Source organism: Streptomyces sp. NPDC001880, from assembly GCF_053594575.1.
On sequence record NZ_JBSFET010000055.1, the window covers coordinates 24,950 to 42,318 of the forward strand.

Annotated in this window: 12 protein-coding genes; 11 read left to right on the forward strand and 1 reads right to left on the reverse strand. The window is 70.6% G+C overall.

The window, feature by feature from the left end:
- The first annotated feature begins 504 nt into the window (after positions 1–504).
- Positions 505–900 carry a hypothetical protein gene (locus ACWCQ6_RS25115; protein ID WP_451092727.1) on the forward strand — a complete coding sequence of 132 codons (396 nt, stop codon included), beginning with the start codon at positions 505–507 and terminating at the stop codon, positions 898–900.
- Positions 901–1,190: 290 nt separating this feature from the next.
- On the opposite strand, the gene ACWCQ6_RS25120 is transcribed toward ACWCQ6_RS25115, so the two are convergent.
- The gene (locus tag ACWCQ6_RS25120; RefSeq protein WP_451092729.1) at positions 1,191–2,192 is read right to left on the reverse strand and encodes a helix-turn-helix domain-containing protein; all 1,002 of its coding nucleotides are present in this window, start codon (positions 2,190–2,192) and stop codon (positions 1,191–1,193) included.
- A 236-nt stretch (positions 2,193–2,428) separates the two neighbouring features.
- On the opposite strand from ACWCQ6_RS25120, the gene ACWCQ6_RS25125 reads away from it, so the two are divergent.
- The 10 genes from ACWCQ6_RS25125 to ACWCQ6_RS25170 form a co-directional block, all read left to right on the forward strand.
- Positions 2,429–2,734 carry a hypothetical protein gene (locus ACWCQ6_RS25125; protein ID WP_451092731.1) on the forward strand — a complete coding sequence of 102 codons (306 nt, stop codon included), beginning with the start codon at positions 2,429–2,431 and terminating at the stop codon, positions 2,732–2,734.
- Between the two features lie 484 nt (positions 2,735–3,218).
- Complete coding sequence (locus ACWCQ6_RS25130; protein ID WP_451092733.1) at positions 3,219–4,997, forward strand: non-ribosomal peptide synthetase; 1,779 nt, start codon at positions 3,219–3,221, stop codon at positions 4,995–4,997.
- Positions 4,994–6,232 carry a cytochrome P450 gene (locus ACWCQ6_RS25135; protein ID WP_451092735.1) on the forward strand — a complete coding sequence of 413 codons (1,239 nt, stop codon included), beginning with the start codon at positions 4,994–4,996 and terminating at the stop codon, positions 6,230–6,232. Before ACWCQ6_RS25130 ends, ACWCQ6_RS25135 begins: the two co-directional genes overlap by 4 nt.
- Positions 6,233–6,338: 106 nt before the next feature.
- The gene (locus ACWCQ6_RS25140; RefSeq protein WP_451092737.1) at positions 6,339–9,479 is read left to right on the forward strand and encodes an AMP-binding protein; all 3,141 of its coding nucleotides are present in this window, start codon (positions 6,339–6,341) and stop codon (positions 9,477–9,479) included.
- Between the two features lie 279 nt (positions 9,480–9,758).
- On the forward strand, positions 9,759–11,495 hold the full coding sequence (locus ACWCQ6_RS25145; protein ID WP_451092739.1) for an ABC transporter ATP-binding protein: 1,737 nt from the start codon (positions 9,759–9,761) through the stop codon (positions 11,493–11,495).
- The gene (locus tag ACWCQ6_RS25150) at positions 11,492–13,216 is read left to right on the forward strand and encodes an ATP-binding cassette domain-containing protein (RefSeq protein WP_451092741.1); all 1,725 of its coding nucleotides are present in this window, start codon (positions 11,492–11,494) and stop codon (positions 13,214–13,216) included. The genes ACWCQ6_RS25145 and ACWCQ6_RS25150 overlap by 4 nt, the downstream gene beginning before the upstream one ends.
- Positions 13,213–14,241: a 2,3-diaminopropionate biosynthesis protein SbnA gene (sbnA, locus tag ACWCQ6_RS25155; protein WP_451092743.1), complete on the forward strand. Its 1,029-nt coding sequence runs from the start codon at positions 13,213–13,215 to the stop codon at positions 14,239–14,241. The genes ACWCQ6_RS25150 and sbnA overlap by 4 nt, the downstream gene beginning before the upstream one ends.
- Positions 14,242–14,282: 41 nt before the next feature.
- Positions 14,283–15,281, forward strand: a complete 999-nt coding sequence (gene sbnB / locus ACWCQ6_RS25160) for a 2,3-diaminopropionate biosynthesis protein SbnB (RefSeq protein ID WP_451092745.1) — start codon at positions 14,283–14,285, stop codon at positions 15,279–15,281.
- A gap of 256 nt (positions 15,282–15,537) precedes the next feature.
- Positions 15,538–17,043 carry a hypothetical protein gene (locus ACWCQ6_RS25165; RefSeq protein ID WP_451092747.1) on the forward strand — a complete coding sequence of 502 codons (1,506 nt, stop codon included), beginning with the start codon at positions 15,538–15,540 and terminating at the stop codon, positions 17,041–17,043.
- A 62-nt stretch (positions 17,044–17,105) separates the two neighbouring features.
- On the forward strand, positions 17,106–17,369 hold a 264-nt coding region (locus tag ACWCQ6_RS25170), incomplete at its 3' end, for a condensation domain-containing protein (RefSeq protein ID WP_451092749.1).

Sequence of the window (17,369 nt, forward strand, 5' to 3'; positions counted from 1 at the left end):
TGCAGATCCCGTCATCGCTCTTGAACCTGTTGACCAGGTCTTTCAGTAAAGGGCCGGTCATTGTGCGCAGTCGGTGGCGTTCCTGGTCGGTCAGCGGGCGGACAGTCATGGCATGGCGGCGGGCGTGGTCCAGGGTGGCCTGGGAGGCGAGGGCGCGGATGCATTCCGGGGCCCGACAGGTCTTGCGGGTATATCCGCCGGGCAGGGGGCACCACTGGGCGCCGCAGCCCGGGCAGGTGCGCACCACGATCTTGCGGGAGGCCTTGCTGTTGGCGGCCGACTGCGTGGCCTGCGAGCGGCGGGTCTGTGCCGGGGCGGGCGGGAAGGTCCGCGCGTGCGCGGCGGCCTGGGTCGCGGGCGTTCTCGAAGCGCTGCCGTCCGGGGGTGCCGAGGCGGGCGGAGGCGTGGTGGGACCGGGGGGAAGCATGGAGTGGTCCAGTGGCTCCGCGCAGGCCACACCGAATCCTGTAGCAACCGCCCGCGTTCGCCCCTTACAGTCACCGCATGGCCGCCGAGAACGAGAGCCCAAATCAGCCCGACATCACCGCGATGCTCACCGACCAGACCCGTGCCTGCAAGGCAGCACGCGACGCCATCGCCGCCGGCGGCCAGGTGGTGGTCTGGGACAACGAGGCGCCTCATTGGATGGTTGCCGGCATCGCCGCGACGAGGCTTAGGCGGTCGTTGAAGATCGGCCTGACGACCCTCGGCCTCGACGAGACCGTTGAGATCCTCGCTCAGCACCGCGACAAGCAGTTGCGCACCGGCATCATCGACACAGCAGACCGGTCGTGGCACTTCACGCTGTACTTCGACGCCACTGGGACCGAGCTCTTGGCGTGCAGCGGCGTCAAACGCGAGCTGCCCTCGAAGACGGGTCGTCAGAAGCTCCAACTGTAGAGGCCGCCACCCGTGTTCACCGCAGACGCCGCGAGCCGGGCAACTCCCTGCAGGACCGCCAGCAGATCATCGTCGGTCATGTCGGTGCCGTCCTCGGACCAGAGCCGCGAAGGGCAGGACGGGGCGGGAGGCATCACGGAGCATCCCTGAGGGGCAACTCCGTGATCCGCGCTTCTCGATTCCTGATCGACCGGCCGCCTGTTTCACCACACACGGTCGCATCCCGCGTCCCGGAGGACGGGGCGGCCACCCGCCGACTCCGCGCCGGTCGGGACGGGGCGTGCGCCCGCCTACTCCGCACCGGTCAGCCAGCCCCGCGCCACGGCCTGGGCACCTGCCTGGAAGCGGCTGCGTGCTCCGAGCATGTCCAGCAGATCCGCCGCCATGCGCCGGGCGGTACGGGGGGACACGCCCAGGCGCTTGGCCACGGCCTCATCGGTGAGCCCCTGGCCCAGGAGCCGCAGCACCTCCCCCTCCTTCGGAGTCAGGCCGCGCTCGTCCCGTTCCCGAGGCGACACTTCCACCAGCGGCGCGGCGTTCTTCCAGATGGTCTCGAAGAGCGCGCACAGCGCGGTGACGGTTCCGCTGTCCTTGAGCACAACGGCCCCGGCGGCGCTGTTCCTCTCGTCGATAGGCACGACGGCCGCACGGCGGTCCATGACCATCAGCCGGATGGGCAGTGACGGGGTCGTCCGCACCTCGCCCCCCAGGCTCATCAGCCACTTCGCGTACGAGACCGTGGCGGTGCTGTTGCGGACGCTGTCCAGGTACAGCGTCCGCATCCTCACGCCGCGCTCCAGCAGCGCCCGGTCCTGGGGCTTGGCCGCCTCCATGCTCGGACCGCTCTGGGCGCCCCCCGGCGCCAGCGTCATGACCTCGGTGGAGACGTCTCGCACCAGCAGCGCGATGCGCTCTCTGATGTCATCGATGCCGCACAGGCGTTCCATGCCCTCGATCTGGTTACTGATGCGGGCGGCGGTGAAATCCGCCGACAGCTGGGCGGCCGCGAGCCGGATCCGCTCGATGCGCTGCTGCTCGACTGCCAGCCGTTCCTGCTGGCGCGCGATGACCGCCTGGATGCCGACCTCCGGGTCGATGGCGCGGAACCGGCGCGGCTCGTCGGCAGCAGGCCGAACCAGCGCCAACTCGCTGAGCCGGTCCAGAGCTTGGCGCAGTCCGGGTTCGGACAGCCCCAGTCGCTCGCAGAGTTCCGCGAGGTCTGCCTGCGGATACGCGAGGACTGCGCGGTACACGCTCTCGCAGGTCTCGTCCAGCCCCAGCACTTCCAGCATCGGTTGATCCCCCTAACAGGCAGGACGCCGGGCCGCGCACGAACCCGGGCCCCGGCGTCCCCACCAAGACACTGCCGTGAAGGTAACACCCGGACCCCCGCTGGCCGGTTCAGGCCCTGGCACAAAAAGTCCCGGGACACCTTCTGCTGTTGCCGTTGCGTTCGGGCAGGGTGGGATCCATGTATCTGGTCCATGTGCGTGTCCAACTCGTAGGACAGACAACTCAGTCCGACTGGTTGAAGCAGGTATTCCATTCCCAGGCCGGGCCCGAGGACATGGTGCGGCACCTGAGCGTCCACCCCGAGGACGACGGCTTGCTCACCGTGGGCTTCTGGATCGGCGCCCCGTCCGCCGTCGCCTCCGAGGAAGCGGCGCGCGCGGTCGCGGAACGAGCTCTGGCGGCCGAGCCGACATTACGCCACAGCCTCATCCTGGGCTGTTCCTGCGCCCTCGTACCTGCGGTGTTCGACCAGATGCTCCGGTCCCCGCAGGATCCTGGCCGGAATGTGCGAAGGACAAATGCGGCCACCGGCGAGCCCTAGGCGGCGGTCGGCGCGGTGGCCAAACTGATTGCAGTCAGGGCCCAAGGCCCCAGCCCAGGGCGGCCCTTGACCAACCCCGCCCGCCGCGTCGCTTGGAGAGCTCTGCCATGTTCCAGACCGCTGTTCTGGTCTCCGGCAAACTCGGTGTGCCTCTCTCCCCCGTCGCGCTGCCGGCCCTGGGGGTCGTCCTCTCGGCACCGCCGGGCGCCGGCTCCACGGCGACCTATGGCCGCGACCGCCCTCGACGGCGCCGCCAAGCCCACGAACTCGATCAAGAACATCACCTGCCGGGACTGAGCCCCCCTCCTGCCCGCCCTGGTCGCCGCTCTGCCAAATGCCCTTCCGCAAGCGCGAGCCGGCGTCCTCCGGCACGGGCAGCGCCACCCCCACCCTCCCGCAGCGCCCTCCACAGCGCGCGGACCACCCGCACCCATCAGCTTGTCCGGCTGGAGGGCACAGCACCGGACAGCACCGGAAGGAAGCAGTGACAACCACTACCAACCTCGGCACGCTCACCGAGCTCTTCAGCCGCTCGGTGCAGCTCTTCCCCGAGCACGCGGCCGTTGGTGACGACCGACAGACACTGACCTACGCGGAGCTGGACCGGCACTCCGACGCCGTGAGCGCGATGCTGCGCAGCCACGGGGTGGGTGCGGAGGACCGGGTCGGCCTGTACGTGAGTCGCTCGGTGGAGCTCTTCGTCGCCGTGCTCGGCATCCTGAAGGCCGGTGCGGCCTACGTCGCGGTGGACACGCGCTACCCGGACGCGCGCCGCGACCTCATGCTGAGCCGAAGCGGCGCCAAGGTCGTCCTGACCGAGTCAGGTTGGGAGGACAGGCTCGCGTCTCTGACCGCGAAGATCGTGCCCGTCGGCGACCGGTCCGCTTTCGACGGCCACAGCGGCCACGGCATCGTCAACGCGGAGAGTGCGGCCAGTGTGCTGTTCACCTCCGGGTCCTCCGGCGAACCCAAGACCATCGTTCTGGAACACCGTAACCTGGTGTCGTTCGCCCTCAACGCCGCTATGCCCGCGCTCCGCCCGGAGGACCGCACCGGCCAGGTGTCGAGCGTGTCGTTCGACGCTTTCCACTTCGAGATGTGGAACACGCTGGCGGCCGGTGCGCGGACGGTCGTGCTGCCGTCGGTGCCGGACCTCCTCGCCGCGGACTTCCAGCGCCAGATGAAGAAGTACGGCATCACCGCGATGCTCGTCCCCACCATGGTGGTCAACCACGTCGTCCGCGAGGACCGGGACGCCTTCGCGTCGCTGCGCGTGCTGGGTGCGGGCGGGGACGTGCTGCTGCCCTCGGCGTGCCGCGCGCTGCTCGGTGGCAGGTTCGCCGGCCGCCTGTACAACTTCTATGGGCCGGCCGAGATAACCACCGCCTGCACCGCGCACCTGGTGACGTTGCAGGACGCCGAGTCCGGCGTCGTACCGATCGGTCGTCCGGTCGCCGGGGCCACGGTCCGGGTCCTGGACCCGGAGCTGCGGCCGGTGGCGCCGGGGGAGACCGGCGAGATATTCGTGGCCGGCCCCGGTGTCGCCCGCGGCTACCAGGACCGGGACGACCTCACCGCCGAACGCTTCCTCGCCGTGCCCGACGAGGACGGCAGGACGCTGCGCATGTACCGCACCGGCGACCTGGCCCGCGAGCGGGAGGACGGTGCCCTGGTCTTCGTCGGCCGCGCCGACAACCAGGTGAAGATCCGCGGCTACCGCGTCGAGCCCGGCGAAGTGGAGTGCGCCCTGCGCCGCTACCCCGAGGTACAGGAGGCCGTGGTGCTGCCCGAGGGCGAGGGCAACGACCGCCGACTGGTGGCGTTCGTCGTCCTCGAAGGCTCCCTCGGCATCAAGGAGTTGCGTGCCCTCGCCGAGCGGGACCTGCCCGACTTCATGGTGCCCGGCCAATTCATCGTGCAGAACGAGATACCGGCCACGGCGCACGGCAAGCGCGACCTGGACGCGCTGCGCGAGCTGCTCGCACAGAACCAGTGCCGGGCGGCCGCCTACGCGGAGCCGCGCGGTGAGACCGAGCGCTACTTGGCCGGGCTCTGGGAGGAACTGCTCAGCACGGAGCGCGTGGGCCGGGACGAGGACTTCTTCGGCCTGGGCGGCCACTCGCTGCAGGCCTTCCGGATGCACCACCGGATCAACCGCGAGCTGGGCGCCCGGCTGGCGTTCCCGGAACTGCTGGACAACCCCGTCCTGAAGGACCTGGCGGCCGTGGTCGAATCGGCCCTGGCGAAGACGGACAGCCGATGACCGTGCACGCGCCGCACGCCGCGGCAGCCGTGGACCGCACCGACCTCACCGATGTCGACCTGTTCGTCAGCGGCGGGCACACAGCCGCCTTCGCCCGGCTCCGCACCGAGTCCCCGATCTACTGGAACGAGGGGGCCGACGGCAGCCGCTTCTGGGCGCTTACCCGGTACGACGACGTCATGTGGGCGTACCGCAACCACGAGGCGCTCGGCTCCGCCCGCGGTGCCATCGTGGGCGGCTCGTTCCGCAGCGACGCGGATACCTCGGCCGGAAAGATGCTGGTCTCCACCGATCTGCCGCGGCACCGGATGCTCAAGCAGGTGATCCACCCGGCGATGACCACGAGCGTTGCCAAACGAGTCGCCGAACGGGTGGCCGGCCTCCTCGACCAGGCCCTGGAGCGGACCCGCCGGGACGGCGGCTGCGACTTCGCGACCGACATCGCCACCGAGCTGCCGGCCGGGGCCCTCATGGAGATCATGGGCATCGGCCACCAGGCCGCCCATGAACTCATCGGGGTGACCCGGCGCATGGTCGGCTACCGCGACGAGGTCTTCGTCGACACCGGCGGCGACGAGCGGCTGCGGCTGGCCTGGCTGCAGGCGGAGGTCTTCGAGTTCTTCGCGGACATCCTTGCCGAGCGCCGCCGCAACCCGGGGGAGGACCTGGTCAGCAGCCTGCTGCAGGCCGAGGTCAACGGCCGCAGGCTGAGCGAGGAAGAGATCTTCTACAACTGCATGAATGTCGCCGTCGGTGGCAACGAGACCTCGTCCTACACGGCTTGCACCGGCCTGGTGGCCCTGATGGACCATCCGGACCAGTACGAGCAGCTGCTCGGCCGGCCGGAACTCGTCGGCACGGCCGTCGAGGAGATGCTGCGGTGGAGCTCGACCAACGCCTATGTGCAGCGCGTGGTGGAACGCGACGTCGAGCACGGCGGCGTGACCTTCCGGCGCGGTGAATCGGTCACCCTGTGGAACTACTCCGCCAACCGCGACGAGAGTGTCTTCCCCGACGGCCACGTCTTCGACATCACGCGCTCTCCCAACCGCCACATGTCGTACGGGGCCGGGCTGCACCGGTGCATCGGCGCCCCCGTCGCCCAGGCCGAACTGGCCCGGCTCTTCGAAGGGTTCGCCGAGGAGGGGCTGCGGTTCCGGCCCTCCGGACCGGTACGCAGGCTGCGGTCCAACTTCATCCTCGGTATCACCCGGCTTCCCGTCGAAGTCGTCTGACCGCGCACCGCGGCCGCAGCGGCCGCGGTGCGGCAACCCTGCCCGGCCGCCGCCCCATTCCCCGAAGGTCCCTCGACTCCCTCCCGTCAAGAACACGGTGCCTGCCATGCCTTCCTCCCCTTCGCCGTACGTCCACGGTGAGCGCATCGAGCGCGTCGTGGCCCATCACGCCCGGCTGAGGCCCTCCGCCGTCGCCGTGCAACAGGGCGACCGCACGCTCGACTACGGCGAGCTGACGGAACGGGCGGACGCCGTCGCCGCCTCCCTGCGCGAGCACGGCGTCGCATCGGGCGGGCGGGTCGCCGTACGCATGGCGCGGTCGCCCGAACTGGTCATCGCCCTGCTCGGCGTGCTCCGGGCCGGTGCTGCCTACGTGGCGCTCGCCCCGGACTGGCCCGTCGCCCGCATCCTCGACACCGTCCGCGGCACGGACCTGTTCGTCACCGCGGAGCCCGGCCTCGCCGAGCAGGCGGCGCAGGCCGAGGGCATCCCCGTAGCCCCCTTCACCGCCCTGCTGGCGGGCGACCCGGCGAAGGCGCCCGCACCGGAGTCCGACGGCACTCGCACGGCCAGCGTCTTCTACACCTCGGGATCCACCGGCAATCCCAAGGGCGTACTGTCCCCGCACCGGGGCACCCTGCGCACCCTGGTCAACTGCCCCGCCATCCCACTGGACCGGAACACCGTCTTCCTACAGGCGGCCCCACTCCCCTGGGACGGCTTCTCGTTGGAGGTGTGGGCCCCGCTCCTCAACGGCGGCCGCAGCGTGCTGATGGAGCCCGGCGTGCAGTCCCTCGACGCCGACCAGCTGGAGCGGGCCGTCGCCCTGGGCGTCAACAGCCTGTGGCTGACCAGCTCCCTGTTCAGTGTGCTGGCCGAGGAACGCCTCGACCTGTTCGGCAGGCTGCGCCTGCTGCTGACGGGCGGCGAGCGGGTGTCCGTCGCGGCCGCCCGCCGGGTCCTGTGCAGCTTCCCCGGCCTGCACATGGTCAACGGCTACGGGCCGGCGGAGGCGACGATCTTCGCCACCCACCACGTCATTCGCCTGCAGGACGTGGCGGAGGACAGCGCCGAGATCCCCATCGGCACCCCCCTGCCGCGCACCACCGTCGTACTGCTGGGACCTGACGGCCTGCCAGCAGCCCCGGGGGCGGACGGTGCTTGCGAGGGCGAGCTGGCCGTGGCCGGCGACGGCGTCGCGCTCGGCTACACGGGCAATCCGGAGGAGACCGGGAAGCGCTTCGTCCACATCGACGGCACGCGCCACTACCGCACCGGCGACCTGGCGGTCCGCGACGCGGCGGGCCTGCTGTGGTACCGGGGCCGCACGGATCACCAGTTCAAGATCCGCGGGATACGCATCGAGGCAGGTGAGATCGAGTCCGTACTCGAGTCGCATCCCGCGATCACGACGGCATGTGCCGTCCCGGTCGAGCGGGGGCCGGGCCGTGCCGTGCCGGCGGCGGCGTACACGACCGTCGACGGGCGACCAGTGGACGCGGACGAGCTGCGCGCCTTCGCCGCACGCAACCTGTTGGACGCCATGGTCCCGGCTCTGCTCCACCACCTCGCACGGCTTCCGCTGAGTCCCACCGGCAAGACCGACCGCACCGCTGTCACCCGGCTGGTGCAGCAGACGCGTGGAGAGGAGGAGGCAGCCGGGGACACCACCGGGGCCGGGGCTGCGCATCCGGAAGCGGATCCGCTGCTGGCCGAGGTGCGCGAACTCCTCGGACTGCCCGAGCTCGGCGCGGACGAGAACCTCGTGCTGGCCGGCGCGAACTCCCTCGACGTCATCCGGCTGGCGGCCCGCCTCGGCACGCGCCTCGGCGCCCGGCTGACCGCGTCCGACGTCTACCGGCTGCGCTCGGTGGGCGCCGTCCGAGCCCACTGCGCGACCGGCGCCCTCGCGCCCGCGGAACAGCTCCCCCTGTCTTCCGCCGAGACCGAGCCGGAACCCACCACCGCGGCCCTCACCCACGCCCAACAGCGATTCTGGCTCGCGGAGATGTCCTCACCCGGCGCGGCCGACAACCTCATCGTGCTCGCCTACGCGCTGACAGGCCCGCTCGACCGCGAGCGGCTGGCCAAAGCTTTCGGCGACACCGTCCGGTTCCACCCCGCGCTGCGCACCACCTATCCCTGGCTCGACGAGGCACCCGTCCAGCGCATCCTGCCGCCCGACCAGGCAACCGTCGACATGGAGATCACCGAACTCCCCGGAGGTGTGGAGGACCGCACCCTCCAGGAACTCGCGGAGGCGGTGACGGCCGACTGGTGGGATCGCCCCTTCCGGCTCGACGACGAGGTCCCGCTGCGGCTCCGGCTGTGCCGCATCGACGCAGACCGCCACCTCCTGTGCCTTCAGGCTCATCACATCGCCTTTGACGGCTGGTCGGAATCGGTCCTGCTCGCCGACCTGCGGGAGGCCTACCGGGCCCGGCTGGCCGGACACACGCCCCAGCGGCCCTCGGGGCGGCTCGCCCACGGCCACTACAGCGGGTGGGAGGCGAACCGGCTGGCCGAGTGGACGAAGGGGGACCTGCCCTTCTGGCGTGCCGAACTGGAACCGGCCCCGAAGCCGTTCCTGCCCGCCCCCGCGGGCAGGGGCGAGGCCCGCCGCCTGGAGACCGTCCTGACGGTCGGCGCCGAGACGGTCGGCGGACTGGCGCGGTCCGCCGCCCGGCACGGCGGGCCGGTCCTCGCCGCTCTGCTCGCGGCCGCCGCGCACGCCCTGTCCCAGACGTTCGGCTCCGCGGACCTGGCCCTCGGATCGGTCACGGCGGGCCGCTTCGACCCGGCCGTCGAGACAGCGATCGGCTATTTCGTCAACCCCTTCGTCGTCCGGCTCGCCGTGGACCCCGACGAGGACGCCCCCGCACTCGTCGGGCGTGCAGCGGACCGGGTGGTCGCCGGGCTGGCGCACGCCCGGACACCCTTCGACGAGCTGGTGCGGGAGCTGGGCCCCGACCGCGACCGCCACCCGTGGTTCCAGACGTTCGTGGTGCTCCAGACCGAACCGCCACGCGTCCGTCTGGGCGACGAGGTGACGGTGGAGCCGGTACGTCTGCGACCGCCACGCACCGCCATCGAACTGATGCTGGAGGCCGTCCCGGCGGCCGACGGGTCCTGGCAGCTGGTCGTCCTGTGGCGGGAGGACGGCGTCGACACGGCAGTCGTGGACCGCCTCCGGGACGCCCTGCACACGGCGCTGCGGCGGATCGCGGCGGCGCAGCCGGCCGACTGACCCGAGCCGCCTCGCGCTGAGGCCCGGCCACCCCTGAGGGCTGTCCCGTAACCCCTGGCGGGCGCACGACGACAGCTGCTTCCCCAAGCTCTCGGCTGCGCTCGAGCAGGGAGACCCCACTTCTCGCCGCGTTGTCGGAACGTTCGCATACATCCCGTATGCGGACGTCCCTCCGCCTTGCGATGCACCGCATCCGACGCCGCGCGCTGATCCACCAGGGGTTACGGGTCCGCCCTTGGGAATCACCCATGTCCTTTCTTCAGTCAGGAGCACCCTTCGATGAGTGAGCCGCGCGCCTCGGCCCTCCGCCTGCTGTGGCGGGAGTCGCGCCCGGTCCGCCCGGTAGCGGCCGGAGCCCTGGTCGTCCTCATGGCCAGCGTCCTGGCCACCCTGGCCGGACCCTGGCTTGTCCAACACTTCGTCAACGAGGCCTCCGCGGGCAGTGCCCAGTCGGTCCTCATGGCGGTCGCCGGTTGGTACCTCGCCCTCGCAGTCGTCGCCGGAGCCGCCCGCATCGGCGCCAGTTTTCTCGCTGTGCAGGCGGGTTGGCGCATCGCGGACCGGCTGCGTGCCCGGCTCCTGCGCCAGGCCGCGGTCGAACGCCCGGTCCTGGAAGTGGAGAGCCGCCAAGTCGGCGAGACCCTGGAGCAGGTCGACGGAAACGCCAACATCGTGGGCAAGGCCATCGCCGAGTCCGGTTTCCGCCTGCTGAGCAACATCGCGCTCGCGGTCGGCACGATCGTCGCGATGTCCCTCGTGGTACCGGTGGCGGGCCTGACCATCTCGGTCCTCGTGGTCGCCGTGTGCTTCCTGCTGACGCGTATGGCCCGGCGCTCCGTGACCCGCTGGGAGGCGGCCCGTGAGCAGCAGGCCGGTCTCTTCGGCTTCGTCGGCGACTCGCTGGCCGCACGCGACGAACTGCTGTTGATGCGGCGCTCGGACTGGGCGGCGGACCACACCCGCTCCGGCCTCGACGCGCTGCTGCGCACCGAGGGCCGCGCCTACATCAGCGGACGCGCGTTCTGGCCGGTCACACAGCTGTGCTTCGCACTGGCCTTCGGGATCGGATTCGGCTTCGGCCTGCGGCAGTTGGAGCTGGGCGCCATTTCCATCGGCACGCTCACGATGATCTACCTGTACGTGGACCTGCTCCAGCGCCCGCTGGAGGAAATGTCCTCACAGTTCGGCCAACTCCAGCAGATGGCAGCGGTGTTGAAGACTGCGGCCCGGGGGCTCGCTGGGGAGCACCGCTCTGCCGCACCGCAGGGCGAGGCAGCAGGACTGCCGGAAGGCCCGCTGGAGGTCGTCTTCGAGAACGTCTCCTTCGGCTACGACGGCACCCCGGTGCTCAAGGACGTGTCGTTCAGGGTCCCGCCGGGCGGCAGCCTCGGCATCATCGGGCCCACCGGTGCCGGCAAGAGCACGGTCGTCAACCTCCTGTGCGGGCTGGCCGGACCGGACCGGGGCCGGGTGCTCGTCGGAGGGGTGGAGGTCGGCGGCCTCCCCCCTGGCCGGTTCGCCGAACGGGTCGCCGTGCTCAGCCAGCGCGCCCATGTCTTCTCCGCCACGGTCCGGGAGAACATCTCCCTCTTCGACACCTCGGTCACCGCCGAAAAGGTGTGGGAGGCACTTGAACGGCTCGACGCGGCCGACTGGGTACGCGCGCTCCCCGAAGGACTGGAGACCCGGATCGGAACGGGGGGGCGCGGGCTCTCCGACGGCGAGATGCAGATCCTGGCAGTCGCACGGGTGCTGGTGCGCCCGTACAGCCTGCTGATCGTCGACGAGGCCGCATCCCGGTTCGACCCGGAGACCGAGCGGATCTGGGCGGGCTTGCTGGAGACCGTGGTGCGGGACTGCACGGTCGTCATGGTCGAGCACCGCACCGGCGCGCTGCGCGGCGTGGACCGCGTCATGGCCATGGAGGCCGGCTGCGTCAAGGAGTTCACCGACGCCACTGACAAGGGCGGCGCGGCCGGCGACCCCGGCGCGCTCGCAGGAGGGACAATCCGGTGACCACCGATCGAGGTGCTCAGCTCGGCACCGTAGCGTTCGGCCGGTTCCTGCACAGTTGCGGAACCGGACTGAAGGCCCTGTACTTCACCGCCATGACGGCCTGGAGCGCCGTCTACGGCATACCGCTGCTGGTCGGCGTGATCATCTCCAGCATGCTGGACCGAGCCGACGGGCCCCTGGGCGGCAGCGGCATCTGGTGGCTGCTGGCGGCAGCCGTCGCGCTGATGGCCCTGCGCGCTGCCGTGCTGTGGGCCGGGCTCCAGCTCACCTTCTCGCTCATCTTCCGCACGAGCGCATGGATCAAGGTCCACGTACTGCGGCGGTTGTTGCGCCAACCCTCGGCCCGCGCCACCGTCCGTGGGAACGCCGAGGCCATCAGCCGGCTGCGCGACGACAGCGACGAGATCGGCGGACTGCTGGAGTGGACCACCGACCTCATCTACCGCTCGGTGCTGCTTGTCATCGCGGTGGCGGTCCTCGCGGTCAGCGACCTCGTCATGACCATTCCGCTCCTGCTCCTGCTCGGCGGACTGTGGGCTTCCATCGTCCTGAAAAACCGTGTGGCCGAGCTGCAGGCCGAGACCCGCGTACGCCAGGGCGTGGTCGGATCCGAGATCGCCGATGTCCTGACCGGCATCCGCGACCTGCGGCTGTCTCACACGATCGACGGAAGGTTCCAGGCACTGGAGCGGCGGTTCGCCTGGCGGCGCGACGTGCAGCTGCGCCACCAGGTCTACCTGGACCTGCTGTCAGACCTCTTCCGCAACCTCGTCATGGTGGGCACGGCCGTGGTGCTGTTCACGGTCAGCGCCCGCATCGCCGACGGCTCCTTCTCCGTCGGCAAGTTGGTGCTCTTCCTGACGTACGCGGGCTGGCTGGGCCAGCAGATGTACTTCTTCGGCAAGATTCTCGCCCGATACCAGGGCGGCAAGGTCTCGTACGGACGTCTCGCCGAGCTGGCGGGATCGGCCGAGGCCGAGGAGCCCCCGGCCGCTTCCGAGCCTGCCCCTGCCGAGGATCCGCTGCGCCTGCTCACCGTGTCCGGCCTGACCTGCACCGCCCCCGACGGGGTGACGGCACCCGAGCCGGTCGGCTTCGAGGTCGCCCCCGGCCGACTCGTCGCCCTCACCGGCGACATCGGGTCGGGCAAGAGCATGCTCGTCCGGGGCCTGCTGGGACTCCAGCCCGGTGTGCAGGGTCGCGTTTCCTGGAACGGCACCGACGTGACCGGCGACCTGAGCCGGCTGGGCGCGCCGTCCGTCGGCCACGCCCGGCAGCAGTCCCGGTTCCTGCCGGGCACCGTGCGGGAGAACCTGCTTCTCGGCGCCGACGACATCACCGACGCGCACCTCGACGAGGTCATGGCGGCCGTGCACCTGCGCCCCGGTTCGCCCGAGCTGCCGGACGGTCTCGACACCCGGCTCGACTCCGGAGCGGCCAGCCGCCTGTCCGGCGGCCAGCGCCAGCGCCTGGCGCTCGCCCGCATGCTGTGCCGTCCCGCGGAGCTGTACGTCGTCGACGACTGCGACTCCTCGCTGGACGGAGCCACCGCCAGGTCGATATGGCAGACCCTGCCGAAGAAGTGGCCCGGGGCCTGGATAGTCGTCTCGCACAACCCGGACCTGCTGGCAGCCGCCGACACCGTGATCACGGTCAGGGCCGGATCCCGGGCCGACGCGCCCGCCCCCGGCGCGGGAGCACGACAGGAGGCTGGGCTGTGATCCCTCCGACCGCTCCGCAGGAGACGAAAGGTTCCGATCTCTTCGTCGACCTGGCGCCGCTGTTCGGCCACGCTCTCCACATGAAGTGCGAGGGGCTGAATCTCGCCGGCTCGATCAAGTTGCGGGCGGCCGCCACCATGGTCGCCGCAGCCGAACGGAGCCACCTCCTGCGAGAGGACTCCGTCCTCGTCGAATCCTCCTCCGGCAACCTCGGTGTGGCGCTGAGCGTCATCGCCGCGCAGAAGGGGCTGCGCTTCGTGTGCGTCACCGACGCCCGATGCAACGAGACCACGGCCGCCATGATGCGGGCCCTCGGCACCGAGCTGCTGGTCGTGGACGAGCCCGACCCCGAAGGCGGATTCCTCAAGGCCCGCCTGGACCAGGTGCGCGCCCTGTGCGCCGAGGACGACCGATACCTCTGGCTCAACCAGTACAGCAACCCCGCCAACTGGGGTGCCCACTACGAGGGCACGGCCCCGGCGATCCTCGAGCACATGCCCGACGTGGACGTACTGTTCGTCGGCGTCGGCACCGGCGGCACCGCCGTGGGCTGCGCCCGCTACTTCCGCGACAGCGGCAGCCACGCCCGGCTCGTCGCCGTCGACACAGTCGGCTCGGTCACCTTCGGCCGGCCGGCCGGAACCCGGCTCATCCCCGGCCTCGGGGCCGCCGTGAAGCCTCCCCTGTTCGACGCGGAGGTCTTCGACGACCTCATCCACGTGACAGAGCTGGACACGGTCCGGCTGTGCCGCACCCTCGCCAAACGCGGCTTGCTCTTCGGCGGGTCCACCGGCACCGTGGTCGCCGGCACCCTGCAGTGGCTGGAGCGGTACGACCCCGAACGGACCCTGCGCTCGGTGTGCATCTCCCCCGACATGGGCGACCGCTACCTCTCCACCATCTACGACGACCCCTGGGTGCTGGCGAACTTCGGCCCCGAGGGATTGCGCCCCGTGCAGCCGCTGCTCCCCCTCGGGCCCGTGCGCCTCGTCCGCACCACTGCCCTCGCACCGCACGCCGGTTGAGCGTCGTGCTCCCGACTCCCAGCAAAGGAACCGCAACCCCCATGTTCGACTTCACCATGGTCCCCGGACCCGTCGTCCACGAGATCCTCCAGGAGGACCGGGCCGCTGTCATCGAGCTCGTACGCCGCACCTACGTGCAGCACCGCGCCGGGGAGTCGGTCAATCCGGACAGCTATTTCCTGCGGTTCCCGGAGAAGCCGGACTCCCGGATCATCGCTCTCCCCGCCTTCCTCGGCGCTGACGTCCGGCTCGCCGGCATCAAGTGGATCTCCAGCTTCCCGGCCAACACCGTCGCCGGCCGTCCCCGGGCCTCCGCCGTCCTCGTCCTCAACGACTACGAGACCGGATACCCCGTGGCCTGCCTGGAGGCCGCGACCATCAGCTCCGCCCGCACCGCCGCGTCCGCCGCGGTCGCCGCAACCACCCTGCGGCCCAGCGGCTACCAGGGCACCACGGTCTCCGTCATCGGCGCCGGGATCATCGCGCGGAACGTCTGCGACTATCTGCACGCCGCGGGTGTGCGCCCCGACAGCTACCTGGTCCACGACCTGCACGAGGGCTCCGGTCAGGCCCTCGCCGGACACATTCGGGACACCCTCGGCACGCCGGCCGCGTTCACCTCCTCCCTGGACAGCGCGCTGGCGGCGCAGACCGTCGTGTTCACCACGACTGCGGGTGTCCCCTACGTGCACACCCCCTTCGAGCCCGGCCAGCTCGTACTCAACATCTCGCTGCGCGACCTGGCTCCCGAGGTGATCCTGGCTGCTGCCAACATCCTCGACGACGTCGAACACTGCATGAAGGCCAACACCTCCCCGCACCTGGCCGAACAGGTCACCGGAGGGCGGGACTTCGTCACCGGCACGCTCGCCGACGTGATCGAGGGCGCGGTGACACCCGACACCCGACCCGTGATCTTCTCCCCGTTCGGACTCGGCGTGCTCGACCTCGCCGTGGGCGCCCACGTCCTGGGCCGTGCCCGCCGGGCGGGCACCGCGGTCGAGGTGGCGGACTTCTTCGCCGAGACCCGCCGCTGGTAGCAGCAGCCACGGCCGCCGATGGCGACCCACGCACACACCTCCAGTGCCCCACCCGGCACCAGTTGCCCCACCCGGCAAGCTTTGCCCCGTCGCGCCGCCCAGCACGCACGCTCGCGGCGTTGGACAAGAGCCCAGGTAGCTCCGCTACCAGGACTTCCGGTCGCCTTGCGATCGCACGCACCGGACGACGCTCCTCATGGGACAAACATTGCCGGTCACGGCACCAGCCGGATTTCACCCACGGATGGACCTACACATGATCACGCACTGGTGGCTCGAAACAATGCCATCGATCCCGGGAGTGCTCCGGGCGGTCTTCTACGCGGGACTTCTGGTCATCTGCCTCGTCGACCAGCCGTCTCCCCTCTCCTCCGCAAGGATCGTCGAGAAGACCCAACCGGCCTTCTACACGGCTCCCGGTGCCCTGCGGGTGTTCGGCATCCGCTGGGTCCGACCGCCGGTGCTGCGCCTCGTCGCCAGACTGACGGTGGTGGTGTGGGCTGCCGCCGCTCTCGGTCTCCTCCAGCCCGTCACCGGAGCCCTCACCTTCCTCGGCTTCGCCTTCCTGCACGCCGTCAACTCCGGGGCTCTCGGCGCCAACCACTCCACCCACTCGGCGCTCTACGCGCTGCTGTGCATGAGCTTCTCCGTGTCATACGACTTTTCCCTCGACGGTCTGCTCGCTCGGCACACGGCTTGGCCCCTGCTCCTCTCCGAGGACTCCGTGCTCACGTCCGGTTTCGCACCGACCCTGTTGTTGGTGATGCTCGCATACACGATGTTCGCGGGCGGCGTGGCGAAAGTCCGGTACGGCTGGCACGGGTGGCGGGACGGCTCGGCGCTCCGTTTCTACCTGGAGCAGTCGGCGCCCGTGGCCCGCTGGCCGTGGCTGTCCCGGCTGATGACCGAAAGCCCGGCGCTGTGCCGCCTGGCGGCCTGGGGGACGCTGGTTCTGGAGCTGGGATCCCTCGCCGCGATCTTCAGCTCGGAGCTGCGCCTGCCGCTGATCCTGGGCTGGGTCTGCCTGCACCTCGGCATCCTCTGCGTGATGATGCCCGCCTACTGGGTCCAGATGTGGTGCTACCTGCTGCTGCTCGACTGGCCCTGGCTCGTCTCCCTGGTCACCGGTGACACACCGGCCCCTCACGCGACGACGCCGGACGGGGCGGGCGCCACCGTCCTCGCCTCGATCGGCTGGCTCCTCGCCGCCGCCCTGCTGTACGTCCTGGTGACCGAGTCCGAGCAATGGCCCTTCACCAGCGTGCCGATGTACTCCAACGGAACGCGGGCGGCCGACCGGCTGCCACTGCCGCCCCGCGCCGAACTGCACGCCCGCGCCCTGCGGGCCGCGAAGGGCCGGCACCGGGCCTGGCAGCGCGCCTGGGTCGACGAGGAGTACACCGAGGACATCGTGGCCCGGCCCGCGGACGGCAGCCTGGATCCGCAGCGCCTCTTCCACCTGCTGCACGCGGAGGGCACCAGCACCCTCGTGCGCTGGTCGCAGTACGCGAAGGTTGTTCGCGAGATCGCCATCGAAGACGTCGCGTCGAAGCCCGCCGGCCGTCCGGGATGCGACGAGAACCCGGACCAGGTCCACCCCGCCACCCACTTCCTGCACCGGGTGGCGCCCCTGGTACGCGAGGCGCTGCCCAACTGGGAGCGGTACACAGCTCTGGAACTGATCTGCCGCACCGACACCGGAGATGTCGTGATCGCTCGGGCCGATCTGGCCGACACACGCGTCGAAAAGCTCGTGCGATGAGCCCTGCATCCCCCAGCGACCCCGACCCGACCATCACCCCCAGGAACGAGGCAGCAGTGAGTGTGGACAGCAATCTGAGCCGATACGAGATCGGATGTGCGCCCGCTGCGGAGTGGTATCCGTTGTCGTCGGGGCAGTTGGCGATGTGGCTGACGACTCAGGCTGGTGGTTCGCATGGTGCGTATGCGGTGCCGGGTGTGTATCGGCTGAGTGGTGCGCTGGATGTGGCGGTGCTGCGCCGGGCGTTCGAGGATCTGTTGGGGCGGCACGAGTCGCTGCGGACGGCGTTCGGTGTGGTGGACGGTGTTCCGTGTCAGCGTCCGGTT

Coding starts and splice junctions, on each gene's coding strand:
- ACWCQ6_RS25115 (WP_451092727.1), top strand. CDS start 505: ATGGCCGCCGAGAACGAGAGCCCAAATCAGCCCGACATCACCGCGATG.
- ACWCQ6_RS25120 (WP_451092729.1), bottom strand. CDS start 2,192: ATGCTGGAAGTGCTGGGGCTGGACGAGACCTGCGAGAGCGTGTACCGC.
- ACWCQ6_RS25135 (WP_451092735.1), top strand. CDS start 4,994: ATGACCGTGCACGCGCCGCACGCCGCGGCAGCCGTGGACCGCACCGAC.
- ACWCQ6_RS25140 (WP_451092737.1), top strand. CDS start 6,339: ATGCCTTCCTCCCCTTCGCCGTACGTCCACGGTGAGCGCATCGAGCGC.
- ACWCQ6_RS25145 (WP_451092739.1), top strand. CDS start 9,759: ATGAGTGAGCCGCGCGCCTCGGCCCTCCGCCTGCTGTGGCGGGAGTCG.
- sbnB (WP_451092745.1), top strand. CDS start 14,283: ATGTTCGACTTCACCATGGTCCCCGGACCCGTCGTCCACGAGATCCTC.
- ACWCQ6_RS25165 (WP_451092747.1), top strand. CDS start 15,538: ATGATCACGCACTGGTGGCTCGAAACAATGCCATCGATCCCGGGAGTG.